Origin of the sequence: Streptomyces sp. NPDC087428, from assembly GCF_044744085.1 — a bacterium.
In the GTDB taxonomy this organism is placed as follows: Bacteria; Actinomycetota; Actinomycetes; order Streptomycetales; family Streptomycetaceae; genus Streptomyces.
Window position 1 is genome coordinate 312,676 of record NZ_JBIUXR010000004.1, and the last position, 16,553, is coordinate 329,228.

Genomic DNA, 16,553 nt, shown 5'->3' on the forward strand with positions numbered 1-16,553 from the left:
TTCAACACAGCGTTCAGGTCGACTTCTTGTTCAACGGCTCCCTCAGGCGCCGACGTAGGCCGCGAGGTGCTCGCCGGTGAGGGTGGAGCGGTCGGCCACGAGGTCGGCGGGGGTGCCCTCGAAGACGAGCCTGCCGCCGTCGTGGCCGGCGCCGGGGCCGAGGTCGACGATCCAGTCGGCGTGCGCCATGACCGCCTGGTGGTGCTCGATCACGATGACCGACTTACCGGAGTCCACGAGCCGGTCGAGCAGGCCGAGCAGTTGCTCGACGTCGGCGAGGTGAAGGCCGGTGGTCGGCTCGTCGAGGACGAGGATGCCACCCTTCTCACCCATGTGCGTGGCCAGCTTGAGCCGTTGCCGCTCACCGCCGGAGAGCGTGGTGAGCGGCTGGCCGAGGCTGAGGTAGCCGAGCCCGACGTCGGCGAGCCGGCCCAGGACGCGGTGCGCGGCCGGTGTGCGCGCCTCGCCGTCGCCGAAGAACTCCTCGGCCTCCGTCACCGACATGGCGAGCACCTCGCTGATGTCGCGGCCGCCGAGGTGGTATTCGAGCACCGAGGCCTGGAACCGCTTGCCCTCGCACTCCTCGCAGACGGTGGAGACACCCGCCATCATCGCGAGGTCGCTGTAGATGACGCCGGCACCGTTGCAACCGGGGCAGGCGCCCTCGGAGTTGGCGCTGAACAGGCCCGGTTTCACGTCGTTGGCCCTGGCGAACGCCTTGCGGATCGGGTCGAGCAGTCCGGTGTACGTCGCGGGGTTGCTCCGTCGCGAGCCGCGGATCGCGCCCTGGTCGATCGACACCACCCCGTCCAGGCCGGAGACCGAGCCGTGGATCAGGGAGCTCTTGCCGGAGCCGGCGACGCCGGTGACGACGGTGAGGACCCCGAGCGGGATGTCGACGTCGACGTCGCGCAGGTTGTTCGCCTGCGCGCCGCGGATCTCCAGCGAGCCGGTGGGCTTGCGCAGGGTGTCCTTGAGGGTCGCCCGGTCGTCGAAATGGCGGCCTGTGACGGTGTCCCCGGCCCGCAGTCCCTCGACACCGCCCTCGAAGCAGACGGTTCCGCCCGCTGTTCCGGCGCCGGGGCCGAGGTCGACGATGTGGTCGGCGATCGCGATCGTCTCCGGCTTGTGCTCCACGACGAGCACCGTGTTGCCCTTGTCCCGCAGGCGCAGCAGCAGGTTGTTCATCCGCTGGATGTCGTGGGGGTGCAGGCCCGCGGTGGGCTCGTCGAAGACGTAGGTGGTGTCGGTGAGCGAGGATCCGAGATGGCGGATCATCTTGACGCGCTGTGCCTCGCCGCCCGACAGCGTGCCCGACGGCCGGTCGAGCGCGAGGTAGCCGAGTCCGATCTCCACGAACGAGTCGAGGGTCTGCCCCAGCGCGGTGAGCAGGGGTGCCACCGACGGTTCGTCGAGGTCACGGATCCAGGCGGCCAGGTCACTGGTCTGCATCGCGCAGGCGTCGGCGATACTGATCCGGTTGATCTTCGACGATCTGGCCCCCTCGCTGAGCCGGGTGCCCTCGCACTCGGGGCAGGTGGTGAAGGTGACCGCCCGCTCCACGAACGCCCGGATGTGGGGTTGCAGCGCTTCCTTGTCCTTGGACAGGAACGACTTCTGGATCCGGGGGACGAGTCCCTCGTAGGTGAGGGTGACGCCTTCGACCTTGACCTTGGTCGGCTCCCGGTAGAGGAAGTCCTGCATCTCCTTCTTGGTGTACTCGCGGATCGGCTTGTCCGGGTCGAGGAAGCCCGATTCCGTGTAGACGCGGGCGGTCCAGAAGCTGTCGGACTTCCAGCCGGGGATGGTGAAGGCGCCCTCGGCGAGCGACTTGGAGTCGTCGTAGAGCTGGGTGAGGTCGATGTCGGAGACGTTGCCCCGGCCCTCGCAGCGCGTGCACATGCCGCCCGTGCGGTTGAAGGTGGCCTTCACCGCCTTCTTGGCACCGCGCTCGACGGTGATGGCACCGCTGGCCCGGACCGAGGGGACGTTGAAGGCGTAGGCGCCGGGCGGGCCGATGTGCGGCTTCCCGAGCCGGCTGAAGAGGATGCGCAGCATCGCGTTGGCGTCGGTCACCGTGCCGACCGTGGAGCGCGGATCGGCTCCCAGCCTCTGCTGGTCGACGATGATCGCGGTGGTCAGCCCGTCCAGGACATCGACCTCGGGCCGTGCGAGCGTCGGCATGAAGCCCTGCACGAAGGCGCTGTAGGTCTCGTTGATCAGCCGCTGCGACTCCGCGGCGATCGTGTTGAACACCAGCGAGGTCTTGCCAGAGCCGGAGACGCCGGTGAAGACCGTGAGCCGCCGCTTCGGGATCTCGATGCTGACGTCCTTGAGGTTGTTCACGCGCGCGCCGTGCACACGGATCACATCGTGGATGTCGGCTGGGTGCGGCGCGGGCGACTGCGCGTCCGTCCTGGTGGCCATGCTTATCGTTCTCCATCTGTCTGTCGGTCGGGGCCGTGATGGTGGTCCCCGTCGGCGTCGTCCGGCTCGATCCGAGTAGCTGAGGGCGGTACCCACGTTCTACTTCGTCGGTGCGGGCTGTGGCAACGGTCCGCTGCCCGCCGGGTCGTGTCGTGGCCCGGTCATCGGGTGCGGGAGAGCCATGGCCGCCGGACCGCTGGCGGCACCCTGTCGCGCGTCCGCCCGCGGTGACGGACACCCCGTGGACAACTGGCCGGCGGTTCGGGTCTCAGCTGTCCTGCAGCAGCCCCAGCACGTTGCCGTCGGGGTCGGTGACGGTGGCCACCAGGCGCCCGCCGCCGACATCGTGCGCGGGGTCCTTCACGGTGGCGCCCGCGGCGGTGACCTCGGCCAGCTTCGCCTCGATGTCCGGCACGTGCCAGTACGCCACGGGTGAGGTCATGCCCTGCTGTGCCCCGGCCGGCACCAGCCCGATGTGCTGGCCCCCGGCCTCGAAGCCCACGTAGTAGGACTCGTCGGCCTGCGGCTGTACACCGAGCAGCGCCGTGTACACCGCCTTGGCCGCCGCCAGGTCGGACACGGGGTGCAGCACGGTCTTGATTCCCTGGGTGGTCGAGCTGGTCATGATCGCTCCTGTGGTTCGTGGGGCATATCGGCCCGGTGCGGACGGTGGCGCCGAGCCGATGGCGAGGCGCGGCGTCGGCGGCCGGGCTCCGGTGCCTGTCGGGGGACTCGTCGTCCGGACACTCGGTGCCTGGCTGCTCGGTGCCTGGCCATCACGCTAGCCGCGGCTCGGTGACCGCGCTTCTCCATTCCTGATCGGTCCGGTCGGCCCGGGACCGCGGGACTCTCAGGGCCGTGCACAGGACGTATTGCTGCCTTCCGGCGCCGGGTCCATGCTTATGGGCATGGGTGACGAGGCCGGGCCCGAGGTCGCCGCGTACGTCGAGCGTGCTCTCCGAGTGTTGGAGGCGGCAGGGGCGCACGGGGCGGAAGCCTCGGTGCACCAGTTGGCCAAGGAGTCCGGGCTGCCCCCGGCCACCGTCCAGCGGCTGCTGAAGACGCTCGTGCGGGACGGTTACCTCACCGAGCTGGACAGCGGGGCTTTCGCTTTTTCCCCCGCGCGCTCCTCCCTGGGTGCCGGGCAGGACGGGCAGGGGCTCCTCAACCGTGTCCGGCCCGTCCTGACGTCCTTGCGGAACGACCTCTCTGCGGCGGTCTACCTGACGCTGTACGAGGAGGGCGAGATCCGTGTCATGGAGATCGTCGACAGCGCTCGGGCGCCGCGCGTGGACCTCTGGGTCGGATTCCAGGACGCCGGACACGCCACGGCTCTCGGGAAGAGCGTGCTGCGTGAACTGGACGGGAAGGCACGCGCCGAGTATTTCTCCCGGCACTCACTGACCGATCTCACGCCCCGCACCATCACGCGCCGTGAGGAGTTGTTGCGGCAGCTCGACTCCGCACCGGCGGCGCCGGTCGTCATGGACCGGGAGGAGTACGCCCGGGGTACGACGTGTGTCGCCGTGCCCGTCTACAGCGGTGACCGGATCGGCTCGCTCGGCATCTCCTTCCGGTCCGACCGGATGTACCGGACCTCCCGGGTCCGTGCCGGGCTGCTGTCGTCGGCGCTGCGTGTGACCATGGGGCTCTCGCTCCCCGACTGAGCCCAGGCGCGCGGCAGTTCGACCTGAACTCTGGAAGTTCACCGCCGGGAGCGATATGATCATCGCGATGATGACTCACTCTGTTCACAGATTGGGGGACCCGTCCGCGCAAGGTGAGTGCTGATGCTCACCGAGACCGCGAACCGGGATTCCCGTTTTTCCTACTGGCTGCGTGTGCGTGAGTTCGCCGTGCCGCCCTCCATGATCGAGACCGCGACCGCCCGTCGTTCCACCGGGGACTGGGCAGGGGCATGTGCCGCCGCGGGCATCGACACCGATCTGAATCTGCGTTCCGTGGCACGCGCTCACGGCCGTGAACTCGCGGCCCTGATCCGGGCCGATCTCCGGCACCTGGCACCCGACCTGTTGCGCTGGCACCTGCCGAGAATCGCTCCTGACGGGTTGCTGCGCCCCGGGCTGACCATCGCCCTGGCCCGGTACGACACCGGGGGCCGTGACAGTCCGCGCCCGGTGCGACTCGTGGTCCGGACCCCACCGGCCTGGGCGGACGGCGGTCAACGGCTCAGCCTCGCCCTGTGGGACGGATCCCTCTCCGATGCCGGTACGCGCCGGCACCCGCACCCCCATCCCCACCGGCGGTTCCGCCTCGACCTGCACCGCCACCTGTGGGACGCGCGCCGGGCCGACGAGCTGCGGACCCGCTCCGGGGCCGACCGGCCGCCCGCCGACGGCCCTCCCGCACCGAACCCGCGGCTGCACCGCGCCGCCGTCGACCGGTGGGCGGCGGAGGCCGCGATACTGCTCCGTGCCGAGGGGCTGCCCACCGGTCCCGTCACCGTGCGGTGCGGGGCCCGGCACCGGCTGCTCCTGGAACCGGTCGTGGACGGCCACGGGCCACCCGCCCTGCGGATCTCGGCCGCGCCCTCGGACGGGGGCGCCGCCGCACTGCCGGTCCTGCCCGACGCGGCGACCTGGGTGCCGCCCGACCTTGAGCTGCTCCGCGCCGGTGCGATCGACGCCGGCCGGCTGCACCCGCTGGTCGCCTCGGCCCTGGCACCGGACCACTCACCGCCCGGCCCCGACCGGGAACCGGACCCGGCGGGATCACCGCGCCCCGTGGAGTGCCGGGGAGACCGGCACCGGATCGGGCTGGTCAACGGGGTGCTGGTGCCACTCGACCACGACCCGGCCGAGATCCGCCGCGAGGAACTGCTGGTCGCCCTGACCGGCACTCCGCTCCCCTGCCTGCGCGCCATCGACGAGGCGCACCGTCATCCGCACTGCCTCGCCGGTGTCCGGGAACGGCTGGTCCATGGCGACATCGCCGGAGCACTGGCCGTCGTCGAGGGCCTGCTCGGCCCCGACGCGGTGCTGCGCAACGGCGCGCTGCGGGACGAACTGGAGGCGGCCGCGCTACGGCGGGTCACCCACGGACTGTTCAGGGCAGGCCTGACCGGAGGCCGCTCCGGGCCCGACGGGGTCCCCGCGGACCGGCTCCGCTCCCGTGACCACGTCTCCCGCCCGCGCCTCGCCGCCTTCCACTGACCCGGGGGCCCTGCCCTCCGCGCCCGCTCGCCCCACCACGAACCCCATAGGTGATCAGACATGCCCGCATACACCCCGTTCGCAACGACCGCTGCCCCCGCACAGCCGGCCACCTCCCGGATCCGTCAACTCGACGTCGCCGGTGAGTTGCTGGCGCTGCTGCGCGACACCGGCACCGAACCCCGCCCCGACACCCAGCTGGAGGCCCTGACGCTGGCCGTGGCCGCCGACCTGCCGGTGATCCTGTGGGGTGAGCCGGGAATCGGGAAGACCGCTGCCCTGACCCAACTGGCCGCGGCCCTGGACCTGCCGCTGACCACCGTCATCGCCAGCGTGCACGAGCCGTCCGACTTCTCGGGGCTGCCCGTCGTCGGGGACGATCCCGCGGAACAGGGTGTTCCGATGGCCCCGCCGGACTGGGCCGTGCGACTCGTACGGGCCGGCCGCGGGCTGCTGTTCCTGGACGAACTGTCCACCGCGCCCCCGGCTGTTCAGGCCGCCCTGCTCCGGCTCGTCCTCGAACGGCGGATCGGCTCCCTGCGGCTGCCTCCCGAGGTACGGATCGTGGCGGCCGCCAATCCGCGGTCATCGGCCGCCGACGGCTGGGAGCTGAGCCCTCCCCTGGCCAACCGGTTCGTCCACCTCCAGTGGACGCACGATCACGAGGTCGTGGTACGCGGCCTCGGTGGGACCTGGCCCCGCGCGACACTGCCGCGGCTCGCCCCGGAGCGGCTGCCGGAAGCGGTGGACTTCGCCCGCCGTGCGGTGTGCGGGCTGCTCTCCGCCCGCCCCGCGCTCGTGCACCGGCTGCCCAGCAACGAGGCTCGCCGGGGCGGCCCTTGGCCGTCGCCCCGGAGCTGGGACATGACGCTGTCACTGATCGCCTTCGCGACCGCGGCCGGTTCCTCCCGCGAGGTGCTCTCCGAACTGGTCAGAGGGACGGTGGGGGACGGTCCGGGGCTGGAGCTGCTGGCGAGTCTGGACCGGATGGACCTCCCCGACCCCGAGACCCTGCTCGCCGACCCGGCACACGCGGACCTGCCCGAGCGGGGGGATCTGCGTCAGGCCGTGCTAGACGGTGTGGTGGCGGCGGTCCGCAACCGTCCGGAGAAGTCCCGCTGGGACGCGGCGTGGGCGCTCCTGGTCCGGGCGCTGGAGGACGGGGCCCCGGATCTGGTGGTCGTTCCCGCGACCACACTCGCCTCGCTGCGCCAGGAGGACTGGGACGTTCCCGCGTCGATCGAGCAGCTGGCCGGGGTCGTGTCGCTGTCCCGGCGGGCGGACCGGGCGGCGACCCGGACCGCCGCCGCGCAGGCCCGCCGATGACACCCGGACCGCCGGCCGCGCCGGAACCACTGGACCTCGACAAGCTCTTCGCCGCCCGGCTGCACGCCGCCCGGGTGCGCCCCTACTTGGCGACGGCGCTGTTCGCGCTGCACACCGTCGAGTCGCGTCGGGTGCCGACCATGGCCGTCGACCGGCACTGGCGGTGCTACGTCTCCCCCGCCTTCGTGGTGGCGACCCCGGTGGAGGAGCTGGCCGGGGTGTGGGTGCACGAGGTCTCGCATCTGCTGCGCGACCATCACGGGCGCGGCGACCGGGTCGCGCGGGACCAGGGGCTGACCGGCCCCGGGGAGCGACTGCGGATGAACATCGCCGCGGACTGCGAGATCAACGACGACGTGTTCGGCGAGGGCCTGGCCCGGCCCGAGGGGGCAGTCGACCCGAAGGCCCTGGGACTCCCCGAGGGGAAGCTCATGGAGGACTACCTGCGGCAGTTCCGGCTCGGGCCGCACACCCAGAGCCTCGCCTGGCTGGACTGCGGCAGCGGCGCCGACGGGCTGGAGAGGGAGTGGGACCTGGGACCGGACGGCGCGCACGGACTCAGCGCGCAGGAACGGGACGCGGTCCGGTTCCGGGTGGCCCAGGGCATCACCGGCCGGCCGGGGGACGCGCCCAAGGGCTGGCAGCGGTGGGCGCAGGAGGCGTTCCACCCGCCGCAGGCGTGGCGGGACCTGCTGGGGGCGGCCGTGCGCTCGGCGGCCTCGGGGTCCGGTGCCGGCCAGGACTACAGCTACGGCCGCCCGTCCCGGCGCTCGGCCGGGGTGCCCGGCGCCGTTCTGCCGAGCCTCCGCCGCCGACCGCCCCGGGTCTCCGTGATCATCGACACCTCGGGTTCGGTCAGTGACGCCGAACTGGGCAGCGCGCTCCTTGAGGTCGCCTCGATCGCCCGTGCCGTGGGCGGCCGCCGTGACCTGGTCACCGTCCTGTCGTGCGACGCGGCCGCCGGGGTCGTGCACCCGCTGTGCCGTGCCGAGGGAATCCCCCTGGTGGGAGGCGGGGGTACGGATCTGCGCTCGGGCTTCACCAAGGCGCTGCGGGCTCGGCCCCGTCCGGACGTCGTGGTGGTCCTCACGGACGGGCAGACGCCCTGGCCCTCGGCGCGACCGGGGTGCCGGACGGTGGTGGGTCTGTTCCCGCGGCGGCACGCACGCGGGTCGTGGAGCGAGGACCATCCCGACTACGTGCCGGACACCCCGCCCGAGTGGGCGCGCACGGTGGTCATCGGTTCGGCGCCCGGCAGCCGGTGAGCCGCCGGAAGCGGGCGGAGCCGCTCACGGAAGGTCCAGTCGTGGCCCGCCTGTTAATGTGGTCACGCCGTTCAGCGTGTACGGAGGAGATCAGACATGGCGGGTGACGACGACATCTCCGGGTGATACCCGGAGCTGACCGGCCACCGGCAGGCGCCCAGGAGCGCCGCCGCAGTGGCCATGTCGTTGTTCCCTCTGTCCACTCCTCCGGGGCCGCACTCCGTGCCGCCCCGGTTCACACGCGAGGTCTTGCGCATGTCCGACGCTCCCATCATCTGCTCCGGCCTTTCTTTCTCCTGGCCCGACGACACCCCTGTTCTCCATGACCTGTCCTTCACCGTGGGGAGCGGCCGTACGGGCCTCGTCGCCCCCAACGGGTCCGGCAAGAGCACTCTGCTCAAGCTGATCGCCGGTGAACTCGGCCCGACCTCGGGCTCCGTCTCCGTCGGCGGCACGATCGGCTACCTCCCGCAGACCCTCCCCCTGACCGGCGATCCGACCGTGGCAGAGGTCCTGGGGGTCGACGCGGTGATCCGCGCCCTCGACGCCGTCGAATCCGGCGATGTGAGCGAGGACCACTTCGCGGTCATCGGGGACGACTGGGACATCGAGGAGCGCACCCGCGCGCAGCTGGACCGGCTCGGCCTGACCGGCATCACCCTCGGCCGGAGTATCGGCACGCTCAGCGGCGGCCAGGCCGTCTCCCTCGGTCTGGCGGCCCAGTTGCTGAAGCGGCCCGACGTGCTGCTGCTCGACGAGCCGACCAACAATCTGGACGTCGATGCCCGGCACTCGCTCCATGACGTGCTCGACGCGTGGGGCGGCACGCTGCTGCTCGTCAGCCACGACCGTGCGCTGCTCGACCGCATGGACCGCATCGCGGAACTCGGCAGCGGCGAACTACGCTTCTACGGAGGCAACTTCACCGCCTATGAGGAAGCCGTGCGGGCCGAGCAGGAGGTCGCGGAGAAGAACGTGCGCAACGCGGAACAGGAGCTGAAGCGGGAGAAGCGGGAAATGCAGCAGGCCCGCGAACGCGCCGAGCGCCGGGCGAGCAACGCCGCCCGCAATCTCAAGAGCGCTGGTCTCCCGCGCATCTTCGCCGGGACGATGAAGCGTGGCGCCCAGGAGTCCGCGGGCCGGGCCGGGCAGACCCACTCCGCCCGGGTCGGTGAGGCCAGGGCCCGGCTGGACGAGGCCGGTCGCGCGGTGCGCGACGAGCAGCGCATCACACTCGAACTGCCGGACACCGTCGTCCCCGCCGGACGGACCGTTCTGCTCGCCGAGCGGATGCGGGTACGGCTCGACGGACGGGAACTGTTCTCCGGCGAGGGTGTCGATCTGACGGTCCGGGGCCCCGAACGCATCGCGCTCACCGGCCCCAACGGCGCGGGCAAGAGCACCCTGCTGCGCCTGATCAACGGCGAACTCCAGCTGGACGGCGGCGGGATCAGGCGGTCCGACGGGCGGATCGCCTATCTGTCGCAGCGGCTCGACCTGCTCGACCCCGACCGCACGGTGGCGGAGAACTTCGCCGTGTTCGCCCCGCACCGGGCGGAGGCGGAGCGGATGAACCTGCTCGCGCGCTTCCTCTTCCGGGGCGACAGCGCCCACCTCCCGGTCCGGGTGCTGTCCGGTGGTGAGCGTCTGCGCGCCACCCTGGCCTGCGTCCTGTGCGCCGAACCCGCCCCACAACTCCTGCTCCTGGACGAACCGACCAACAACCTCGACCTGACGAGCGCCGACCAGTTGGAGGGAGCCCTGAGCTCCTACCGGGGGGCGTTCGTGGTCGTCAGCCACGACGAGCGCTTCCTCACCAGGATCGGGGTGGACCGGTGGCTGAAACTGGCCGGCGGCGAGCTGCTGGAGACCGGGGCTCCGCAGGTGTGAGCCGCTGACGTGCCGTCCTGGCCCGCGCCCGAGGCAGACGCCCGGCGGGCCGAGAACCGATCACTTCGGAGGGGACCACCATGCCCGCACCCGCACTGCTCGCACACGACATCGTCCGCACACTCGGCTCGAAGCGCGTACTCGACGGGGTGTCCCTCACCGTCGCGCCCGGCCACCGCATCGGCCTGATCGGGGAGAACGGCGTCGGCAAGTCGACGCTGCTGCGCCTGCTCGCCGGTACGGACGAGCCCGACGGAGGCAGCGTCACCAGGCCCGCCGATGTGGGGTTCCTGCACCAGGAGACGGCGTTCGACGCCGCGTCGACGATCGCCGACGTACTGGACGACGCCCTCCGCGCGGCCCGGGAGGACCTCGCGGTCCTCGACCGGCTCACGGAGGAGCTGGCCCGCACCCCGCAGGACTCCGACGGCTACGCCGAACTGCTGGAAAGGTACGGCCGACAGCTCGAACGGGCCGAGGAGCGGGAGACGTGGGACGCCGACCGGCGCGCCGCCGTCCTGCTCGACGGGCTCGGACTCGGCACGCTGCCGCACGAACGGACGCTCGGTTCGCTCTCGGGCGGGCAGCGCGGCCGCCTGTCACTGGCAGCGCTGCTGGTGCGGCGCCCTTCGGCTCTCCTGCTGGACGAGCCGACCAACCACCTCGACGACGAGGCCGCCGCCTTCGTCGAGGCGCACCTGCGCGGCATGCCGGGACCCGTCGTGATCGCCAGCCACGACCGGGCGTTCCTGGACGCCGTCTGCACGGACCTGATCGACCTCGATCCGGCCGTCGACGGTCCCGTGCGGTACGGCGGCGGCTACAGCGCCTACCTGACCGTGAAGCGGGCGGAGCGGGCACGCTGGGAACGGCGTCACGCCGAGGAGCAGGAGGAGATCGAGGCGCTGCGCCGCTCGGCCGAGGTGACGGCGCGGCAGGTCGCGCCGGACCGCCCTCCGCGCGACAGCGAGAAGATGGGGTACGGCCTCCGGGCGGGCCGGGTGCAGAGCCAGATCGCGCGCCGGGTCCGCAACGCCTCCCGTCGGCTGGACGAGCTGGAGCGCCGTCGGACCGGCGAGCCTCCGCGGCCGTTGCGGTTCCGGCACACGGGGCTCGCCGGTGCGTCGGCCGACGGCACCCTCGTGTCGCTGCGCGGGGTACGCGTACCGGGCCGCCTGGCCGTCGGCCGCCTCGACATCGCGGCGGCCGAACGGCTCCTGGTCACGGGTGGCAACGGCACGGGCAAGTCGACGCTGCTCGCCGTGCTCGCCGGGCGTCTCGTCCCCGAGGGCGAGGTGGGCCGCCGGCCGGGGCTGACGGTCGGGATGCTCGCGCAGGACACCTGGTTCGCCCGGCCGGACCGTACCGTCCACGACACGTACGAGCGCGCCCTGGGCGTCGGCCGGGCCGAGGAGGTGCCGCTGACCTCGCTCGGCCTGATGCACGAGGCGGACCTGGACAAGCCGGTGGGGCAGTTGTCGGTCGGCCAGCGCCGCAGGCTGGCGCTGGCCCTGCTGACGGCCCGGCCGCCGCAGCTCCTGCTGCTCGACGAACCCACGAACCATCTCTCCCCGCGGCTCTGCGACGAACTGGAGGAAGCCCTGGGAACGGGGCCCGGAGCCGTCGTCCTGGCCAGCCACGACCGCTGGCTGCGCCGGCGGTGGCAGGGCCGCGACGTCCGGCTGTACGCGGAGCGGGGGGACGGGGAGGCTTCGCGGGCCGGCACCCGCGGCGGCGCACCCGGTGGGGAGTCCGGGCTGCTGTGACCTCCGCCCGGGGGAGTCCCCCGCCCGGAGGTACGGGGGACTCCCCCGGGTCAGACCTGTCCGGCGGGGCCGCTCTCCGGACGGGCCCGTCGCGGCCCGGGTCCCTTGCCGCGTCGGGCGGCCGTCGGGTAGCGCACGAAGAGGATGCCGTGCACATCGACGTCCAGCGCGCTGTAGACGTGGGGCACGTCGGCCCGCCACTGCACGGAGTCACCGGGGCCGACCGTCCGGGTGTCGTGCGGCGGTCCGACGACCGCGGTGCCCGTCAGCACCATCAGGCTCTCGCCCGTCCCCGGGACGTGCGCCGCGGACTCCTGGGTGACACCCGCACGGATGATCACGCGGAACACATCGGTGACCGCTGCCGCGTCCTCGTGCCGCTCCAGCAGGGTCGCGGTGACGGCGGTGCCCGAGACACCGGGAAGGGGCGCGCCCGGACCCGGGCCGCCGTCCGGCGCCGGGTCGCTGATCACCGCGCTGAGCGGCTGGCCGAGCGCGGTGGCGAGTGCGTACAGGGTCTCCAGTGTGGGGTTGCGCAGGCCGCTCTCCAGCTCGGAGAGCGTGCCCTTCCCCACCCGGGAGCGCCGGGACAACTCGGAGAGGGACAGGTCCTGTTCGGCCCGCAGCGCCCGCAGCCTGCGCCCCAGGTCCTCGTTCAGCCCCATTGGCGTCCACCCACTCGCATTCCAGGTTGACGGGTGTCAGCCCGCGTCTCTAGTGTTCCATAAACAGAACGTTCCGTATACGGAACATCTCTGCGGCGCGCCTGCCCTCTGCTGGCCAACGGCGTCCCGCACCGCACAGGGGAAGTGGCTCACTCATGTTCGCGATCACCCGCATACGTTCGGCCGCACCTCCCTCGGCCGTGGCCGCCGGCCTGATCGCCGTCATGGTCGGGGTCACCAGCTCGGCGGCCCTGGTGTTCACCGCGGCGAAGGCGGCGGGAGCCGACTCGCGCGAGATCTCCTCCTGGATGCTCGCGCTCGGCGTCGGCCTGGCCTGCACCTGTATCGGGCTGTCGCTGCGCTACCGGGCCCCTGTCGTCACCGCGTGGTCCACGCCCGGGGCAGCGCTCCTCACGACCGGTCTGAGCGGTGTCTCCATGGCCCAGGCGGTCGGCGCGTTCGTCTTCTCCGCGCTGCTGATCCTCCTCAGCGGGGTGACGGGGTGGTTCAGCCGTGTCATGAGCCGGATCCCGGTACCGCTGGCGGCGGCACTGCTGGCGGGGGTGCTGCTGCGGTTCGGCACGGGCCTTTTCAGCACGATGCACGGCAGCTTCGCCGTCGCCTTCCCGATGTTCGTGCTCTACCTGCTGGGCCGGCGCCTCCTCCCCCGTTACGCGGTGCTGCTGGCACTCGGCGCCGGGGTGGTGGCCACGGCGTTCACCGGCGGATGGCAGCTGGGGAAGGTCCGGTTCGCCCTGGCCACCCCGGTGTTCGTCGCCCCGGAGTTCGACTGGAAGGTCCTGGTCAGCGTCGGCGCCCCGCTGTTCGTGGTCACGATGGCGTCCCAGAACCTGCCCGGGGTGGCCGTGATCCGCGGCGCCGGCTACGACGTCCCGGTGTCCCCGCTGATGACATGGACCGGGGCGGCCAACGCCGTACTGGCACCGTTCGGCGCGTTCGGCCTCAACCTCGCCGCGATCACGGCCGCCATCTGCACGGGTGAGGAGGCACACCCCGACCGGGACCGGCGCTATCTGGCGGCTGTCTGGGCGGGCGTCTTCTACCTCTGCGTGGGCCTGCTCGGCGCGACCGTCGCCTCGCTGCTGACCGCGATGCCGCACGCGCTGGTCCTGGCGATCGCCGGAATCGGCCTGCTCGCCACCATCGAGTCGTCCCTGTCCACGGCCCTCGCCGACAAGTCGTCCCGGGAGGCCGCTGTCGTGACCTTCCTCGCCACGGCCTCCGGTGTGACGCTCCTGGGGATCGGATCCGCGTTCTGGGGGCTGGTCGCCGGCCTGATCACCAGCGCGATCGCCTCATGGGGGCGGACCGGCCGCGAAGCCCCCGAACCGGCCCCCGCCGCCGAACCGTCACCGCGCGAACTCCGCGTCCCGTGAGTCCCGTCGGGGCCGGTGCCCGACAGATGCGCCGGCCGCCGGAACTCCCCCGTCCCCTCCGTGGGACGGGGGTTGCCGCGCACGGCGGAAGCACGGTGGGATGAACTCCATGCAGAAAGCGCTTCCACCCGTCTCTGCCGAATCCTTGGCGCCCTTCGACCACCTGGACCACCGCTACCGCGGTGAGAACCCGGTACGCACCCTCGGCCACCTGTTCCGCCCCGACCGCGGCCGGCTGGCGCTCGCGGCCCTCGTCTTCGTCGTGAAGCACAGCCCGATCTGGCTGCTCCCGCTGATCACCGCGACCGTCCTCGACGTGGTCGTCCAGCACGGTCCGGAGTCCGGACTGTGGCAGTCCACCGGCATCCTGCTGTTCGTCCTCGTCATCAACTATCCGCTCCACCAGTGGTACGTACGGCTCCTCGGCGGCAGCATCCGCCGGATGGGCACGACCCTGCGCTCCGCGCTGTGCCGCCGGATGCAGCAGTTGTCCATCGGCTACCACGCCCGGGTCAGTTCGAGCGTCCTGCAGGCCAAGGTGGTCCGCGACGTGGAGTCGGTCGAACAGATGATGCAGCAGAGTGCGGACATGGGCCTCGGCGCCGTGGTGACGCTGGTCGGCGGGCTTGTCGTCATCGGCGTGCGCGTGCCCGCGTTCCTGCCCGTCTTCCTCGTCGTGGTGCCCGCGGCCGGGTTCCTGGTGATGAGGCTGCGCGCGCGGCTGCGCAGCCACAACGAGTCCTTCCGCCGTGAGGTCGAGCAACTCTCCTCCCGGGTGGGCGAGATGACCACGCTCATCCCCATCACCCGCGCCCACGGCCTGGAGCGGACCGCGCTGGGCCGGGTCGACGGTTCGCTGCGCCAGGTGTTCGCGGCCGGGCTGCGCCTGGACACGCTCAACGGCCGGTTCGGGTCGCTGGCCTGGGTCATCCTCAACACGCTCGGCGTGCTGTGCCTGACGGGTTCGGCCCTGGTCGCCTACCACGGCTGGATGCCGGTCACCCCCGGCGACGTGGTGATGCTCAGCTCGTTCTTCACCGTACTGACCGGTTCCGTGACCACTCTGCTCGGCCTGGCCCCCGTCCTCACCAAGGGCCTGGAGTCGGTGCGTTCCGCGGGTGAGGTGCTCCAGGCACCGGACCTGGAGCGCAATGCCGGCAAGGCCCAGGTGGAGCAGGTCACCGGCCGCATCGACTTCGAGGACGTCGGATTCGCCTACGACGACGCGGACCCGGCGGTCGACGGGTTCTCCCTCTCCGCACGGCCGGGCGAGACGATCGCGCTGGTCGGCGCCTCGGGCGCGGGCAAGTCGACCGTCCTCAACCTGCTCATCGGCTTCATCAGGCCCACCTCCGGCCGCATCATGCTCGACGGCACCGACATGGCAGGGCTCGACCTGCGCAGCTACCGGCGGTTCCTGTCCGTGGTGCCGCAGGAGTCGATCCTGTTCGAGGGCAGCATCCGCGACAACGTGACGTACGGGATGGGCGATACGGACGAAGCCACGCTGATACGCGCCCTGGAGGACGCCAACGCGCTGGACTTCGTGCGGGACCTGCCGCTCGGCCTGGACACGGTCGTCGGCCAGCGGGGCGCGCGGCTCTCGGGCGGGCAGCGGCAGCGGCTCGCGATCGCCAGGGCGCTGATCCGCGACCCCCGGGTGCTGGTACTCGACGAGGCGACCTCCGCACTCGACAACCGTTCGGAGGCCCTGGTCCAGGAGGCCCTCTCCCGACTGGTGCACGGCCGGACGGTCTTCGTCGTCGCCCACCGCCTCTCCACGATCCAGGGCGCCGACCGCATCGTGGCGATGGAGGGCGGCCGGATCGCGGAGGTGGGGACACACAGCGAACTGCTGGACAGGGGCGGGGTGTACGCGGAACTCCAGCCGGCCCGCCCGTGACGCGGAGGCCGGTTCCGTACGCCTCGCTCCCCAGGCGTACGGAACCGGCCGGACCCGGCAGGAGAACCCGGTGGGCCCGGGAGGCCGGCGGGCCTCCCGGGCTCTCGGGCCTTCAGGTCAGGGGCGCACCGTGCAGAGCGCCAGCAGGCACAGGTTGAAGCCCTGCGTATTGCTGGGTCCCGCGTTTCCGCCCGCGGTGGAACTCCCGACCGAGCATCGCGCCAGCAGGCAGAGGTTGCCGCCTTGGACGCCGCGGTAGACGGAGGTGGCACCGGCCGGCTGCGCCGCCCGTATGGAGCCGCCACCAGGGACCGTCGGCCCGTGCACGCCCGCCGCTCCCGCTCCGGCCGCCGACGTGATCACCAGTACTCCCGCGGCTGCCAGGGCCGCACACCAACGCGGGACTGCTGAGGGGATATTCATGGACGCTCCAAAAATCTCATGAGCACTCGATGTTCGACATGAACCATTCGAAGCCGGCGGATTCCAGGTTTGGTCGATGGCTCGAATTGCTTTCCTATTTGACTAATACGCACTTGTGAAGCGCAAACCCCGACCCCGCACACCGTGTCACGCGTCACACCACCAATCCAACACGTATGTGACTTCGAACGACTGATGTGACGGCTCAATCGGGGCGACGGCGGCATTCCGGAGGTGTGTGGTGCGGCGCTGGTGCGCCAGAAGCCTTGTTCACAACCGCGATGCGTGAACATGCGTCAGCCCTGGGCGAAGGCGCAG

Annotated in this window: 12 protein-coding genes; 8 read left to right on the forward strand and 4 right to left on the reverse strand. The window is 71.9% G+C overall.

Going from position 1 to position 16,553, the window contains the following annotated elements; genetic code table 11:
* Positions 1 to 42: 42 nt before the first annotated feature.
* On the reverse strand, positions 43 to 2,427 hold the full coding sequence (locus ACIO3R_RS10920) for an ATP-binding cassette domain-containing protein (protein ID WP_402105117.1): 2,385 nt from the start codon (positions 2,425 to 2,427) through the stop codon (positions 43 to 45).
* A 268-nt stretch (positions 2,428 to 2,695) separates the two neighbouring features.
* Complete coding sequence (locus ACIO3R_RS10925) at positions 2,696 to 3,052, reverse strand: VOC family protein (protein WP_385036201.1); 357 nt, start codon at positions 3,050 to 3,052, stop codon at positions 2,696 to 2,698.
* A gap of 283 nt (positions 3,053 to 3,335) precedes the next feature.
* Here ACIO3R_RS10925 and ACIO3R_RS10930 point away from each other — a divergent pair, with 283 nt between their 5' ends.
* The 6 genes from ACIO3R_RS10930 (at position 3,336) to ACIO3R_RS10955 (ending at position 11,847) form a co-directional block, all read left to right on the forward strand.
* Positions 3,336 to 4,094 (forward strand): IclR family transcriptional regulator, encoded by a 759-nt coding sequence (locus ACIO3R_RS10930; protein ID WP_402105119.1) that lies wholly within the window; start codon positions 3,336 to 3,338, stop codon positions 4,092 to 4,094.
* 123 nt (positions 4,095 to 4,217) lie between these two features.
* Positions 4,218 to 5,600 carry a hypothetical protein gene (locus ACIO3R_RS10935; protein ID WP_402105120.1) on the forward strand — a complete coding sequence of 461 codons (1,383 nt, stop codon included), beginning with the start codon at positions 4,218 to 4,220 and terminating at the stop codon, positions 5,598 to 5,600.
* 60 nt (positions 5,601 to 5,660) lie between these two features.
* Positions 5,661 to 6,926, forward strand: coding sequence for an AAA family ATPase (locus ACIO3R_RS10940; RefSeq protein ID WP_402105122.1), 1,266 nt, complete (start codon positions 5,661 to 5,663; stop codon positions 6,924 to 6,926).
* Positions 6,923 to 8,191, forward strand: coding sequence for a VWA-like domain-containing protein (locus tag ACIO3R_RS10945; protein WP_402105123.1), 1,269 nt, complete (start codon positions 6,923 to 6,925; stop codon positions 8,189 to 8,191). The genes ACIO3R_RS10940 and ACIO3R_RS10945 overlap by 4 nt, the downstream gene beginning before the upstream one ends.
* 255 nt (positions 8,192 to 8,446) lie before the next feature.
* A complete protein-coding gene (gene abc-f, locus ACIO3R_RS10950) occupies positions 8,447 to 10,081 on the forward strand; it encodes a ribosomal protection-like ABC-F family protein (protein ID WP_402105124.1) in 1,635 nt (544 codons plus the stop codon).
* Between the two features lie 80 nt (positions 10,082 to 10,161).
* Entirely contained in the window at positions 10,162 to 11,847 is a 1,686-nt protein-coding gene (locus ACIO3R_RS10955) for an ABC-F family ATP-binding cassette domain-containing protein (protein ID WP_402105125.1), read from the forward strand.
* Positions 11,848 to 11,897: 50 nt separating this feature from the next.
* On the opposite strand, the gene ACIO3R_RS10960 is transcribed toward ACIO3R_RS10955, so the two are convergent.
* Positions 11,898 to 12,512, reverse strand: coding sequence for a helix-turn-helix domain-containing protein (locus tag ACIO3R_RS10960; RefSeq protein ID WP_402105127.1), 615 nt, complete (start codon positions 12,510 to 12,512; stop codon positions 11,898 to 11,900).
* Positions 12,513 to 12,667: 155 nt separating this feature from the next.
* On the opposite strand from ACIO3R_RS10960, the gene ACIO3R_RS10965 reads away from it, so the two are divergent.
* Both ACIO3R_RS10965 and ACIO3R_RS10970 read left to right on the forward strand, forming a co-directional pair.
* Positions 12,668 to 13,909, forward strand: coding sequence for a benzoate/H(+) symporter BenE family transporter (locus tag ACIO3R_RS10965; RefSeq protein ID WP_385343242.1), 1,242 nt, complete (start codon positions 12,668 to 12,670; stop codon positions 13,907 to 13,909).
* Between the two features lie 109 nt (positions 13,910 to 14,018).
* The gene (locus tag ACIO3R_RS10970; protein ID WP_402105128.1) at positions 14,019 to 15,812 is read left to right on the forward strand and encodes an ABC transporter ATP-binding protein; all 1,794 of its coding nucleotides are present in this window, start codon (positions 14,019 to 14,021) and stop codon (positions 15,810 to 15,812) included.
* A gap of 117 nt (positions 15,813 to 15,929) precedes the next feature.
* Here ACIO3R_RS10970 and ACIO3R_RS10975 read toward each other — a convergent pair whose 3' ends face one another.
* The gene (locus tag ACIO3R_RS10975) at positions 15,930 to 16,175 is read right to left on the reverse strand and encodes a hypothetical protein (protein WP_385035054.1); all 246 of its coding nucleotides are present in this window, start codon (positions 16,173 to 16,175) and stop codon (positions 15,930 to 15,932) included.
* Positions 16,176 to 16,553 lie beyond the last annotated feature (378 nt).

Excerpts from the sequence above, each read along its gene's own strand:
- ACIO3R_RS10920 (WP_402105117.1), bottom strand. The coding sequence starts at position 2,427 with ATGGCCACCAGGACGGACGCGCAGTCGCCCGCGCCGCACCCAGCCGAC.
- ACIO3R_RS10925 (WP_385036201.1), bottom strand. The coding sequence starts at position 3,052 with ATGACCAGCTCGACCACCCAGGGAATCAAGACCGTGCTGCACCCCGTG.
- ACIO3R_RS10930 (WP_402105119.1), top strand. The coding sequence starts at position 3,336 with ATGGGTGACGAGGCCGGGCCCGAGGTCGCCGCGTACGTCGAGCGTGCT.
- ACIO3R_RS10935 (WP_402105120.1), top strand. The coding sequence starts at position 4,218 with ATGCTCACCGAGACCGCGAACCGGGATTCCCGTTTTTCCTACTGGCTG.
- ACIO3R_RS10940 (WP_402105122.1), top strand. The coding sequence starts at position 5,661 with ATGCCCGCATACACCCCGTTCGCAACGACCGCTGCCCCCGCACAGCCG.
- ACIO3R_RS10945 (WP_402105123.1), top strand. The coding sequence starts at position 6,923 with ATGACACCCGGACCGCCGGCCGCGCCGGAACCACTGGACCTCGACAAG.
- abc-f (WP_402105124.1), top strand. The coding sequence starts at position 8,447 with ATGTCCGACGCTCCCATCATCTGCTCCGGCCTTTCTTTCTCCTGGCCC.
- ACIO3R_RS10955 (WP_402105125.1), top strand. The coding sequence starts at position 10,162 with ATGCCCGCACCCGCACTGCTCGCACACGACATCGTCCGCACACTCGGC.
- ACIO3R_RS10960 (WP_402105127.1), bottom strand. The coding sequence starts at position 12,512 with ATGGGGCTGAACGAGGACCTGGGGCGCAGGCTGCGGGCGCTGCGGGCC.
- ACIO3R_RS10965 (WP_385343242.1), top strand. The coding sequence starts at position 12,668 with ATGTTCGCGATCACCCGCATACGTTCGGCCGCACCTCCCTCGGCCGTG.
- ACIO3R_RS10970 (WP_402105128.1), top strand. The coding sequence starts at position 14,019 with ATGCAGAAAGCGCTTCCACCCGTCTCTGCCGAATCCTTGGCGCCCTTC.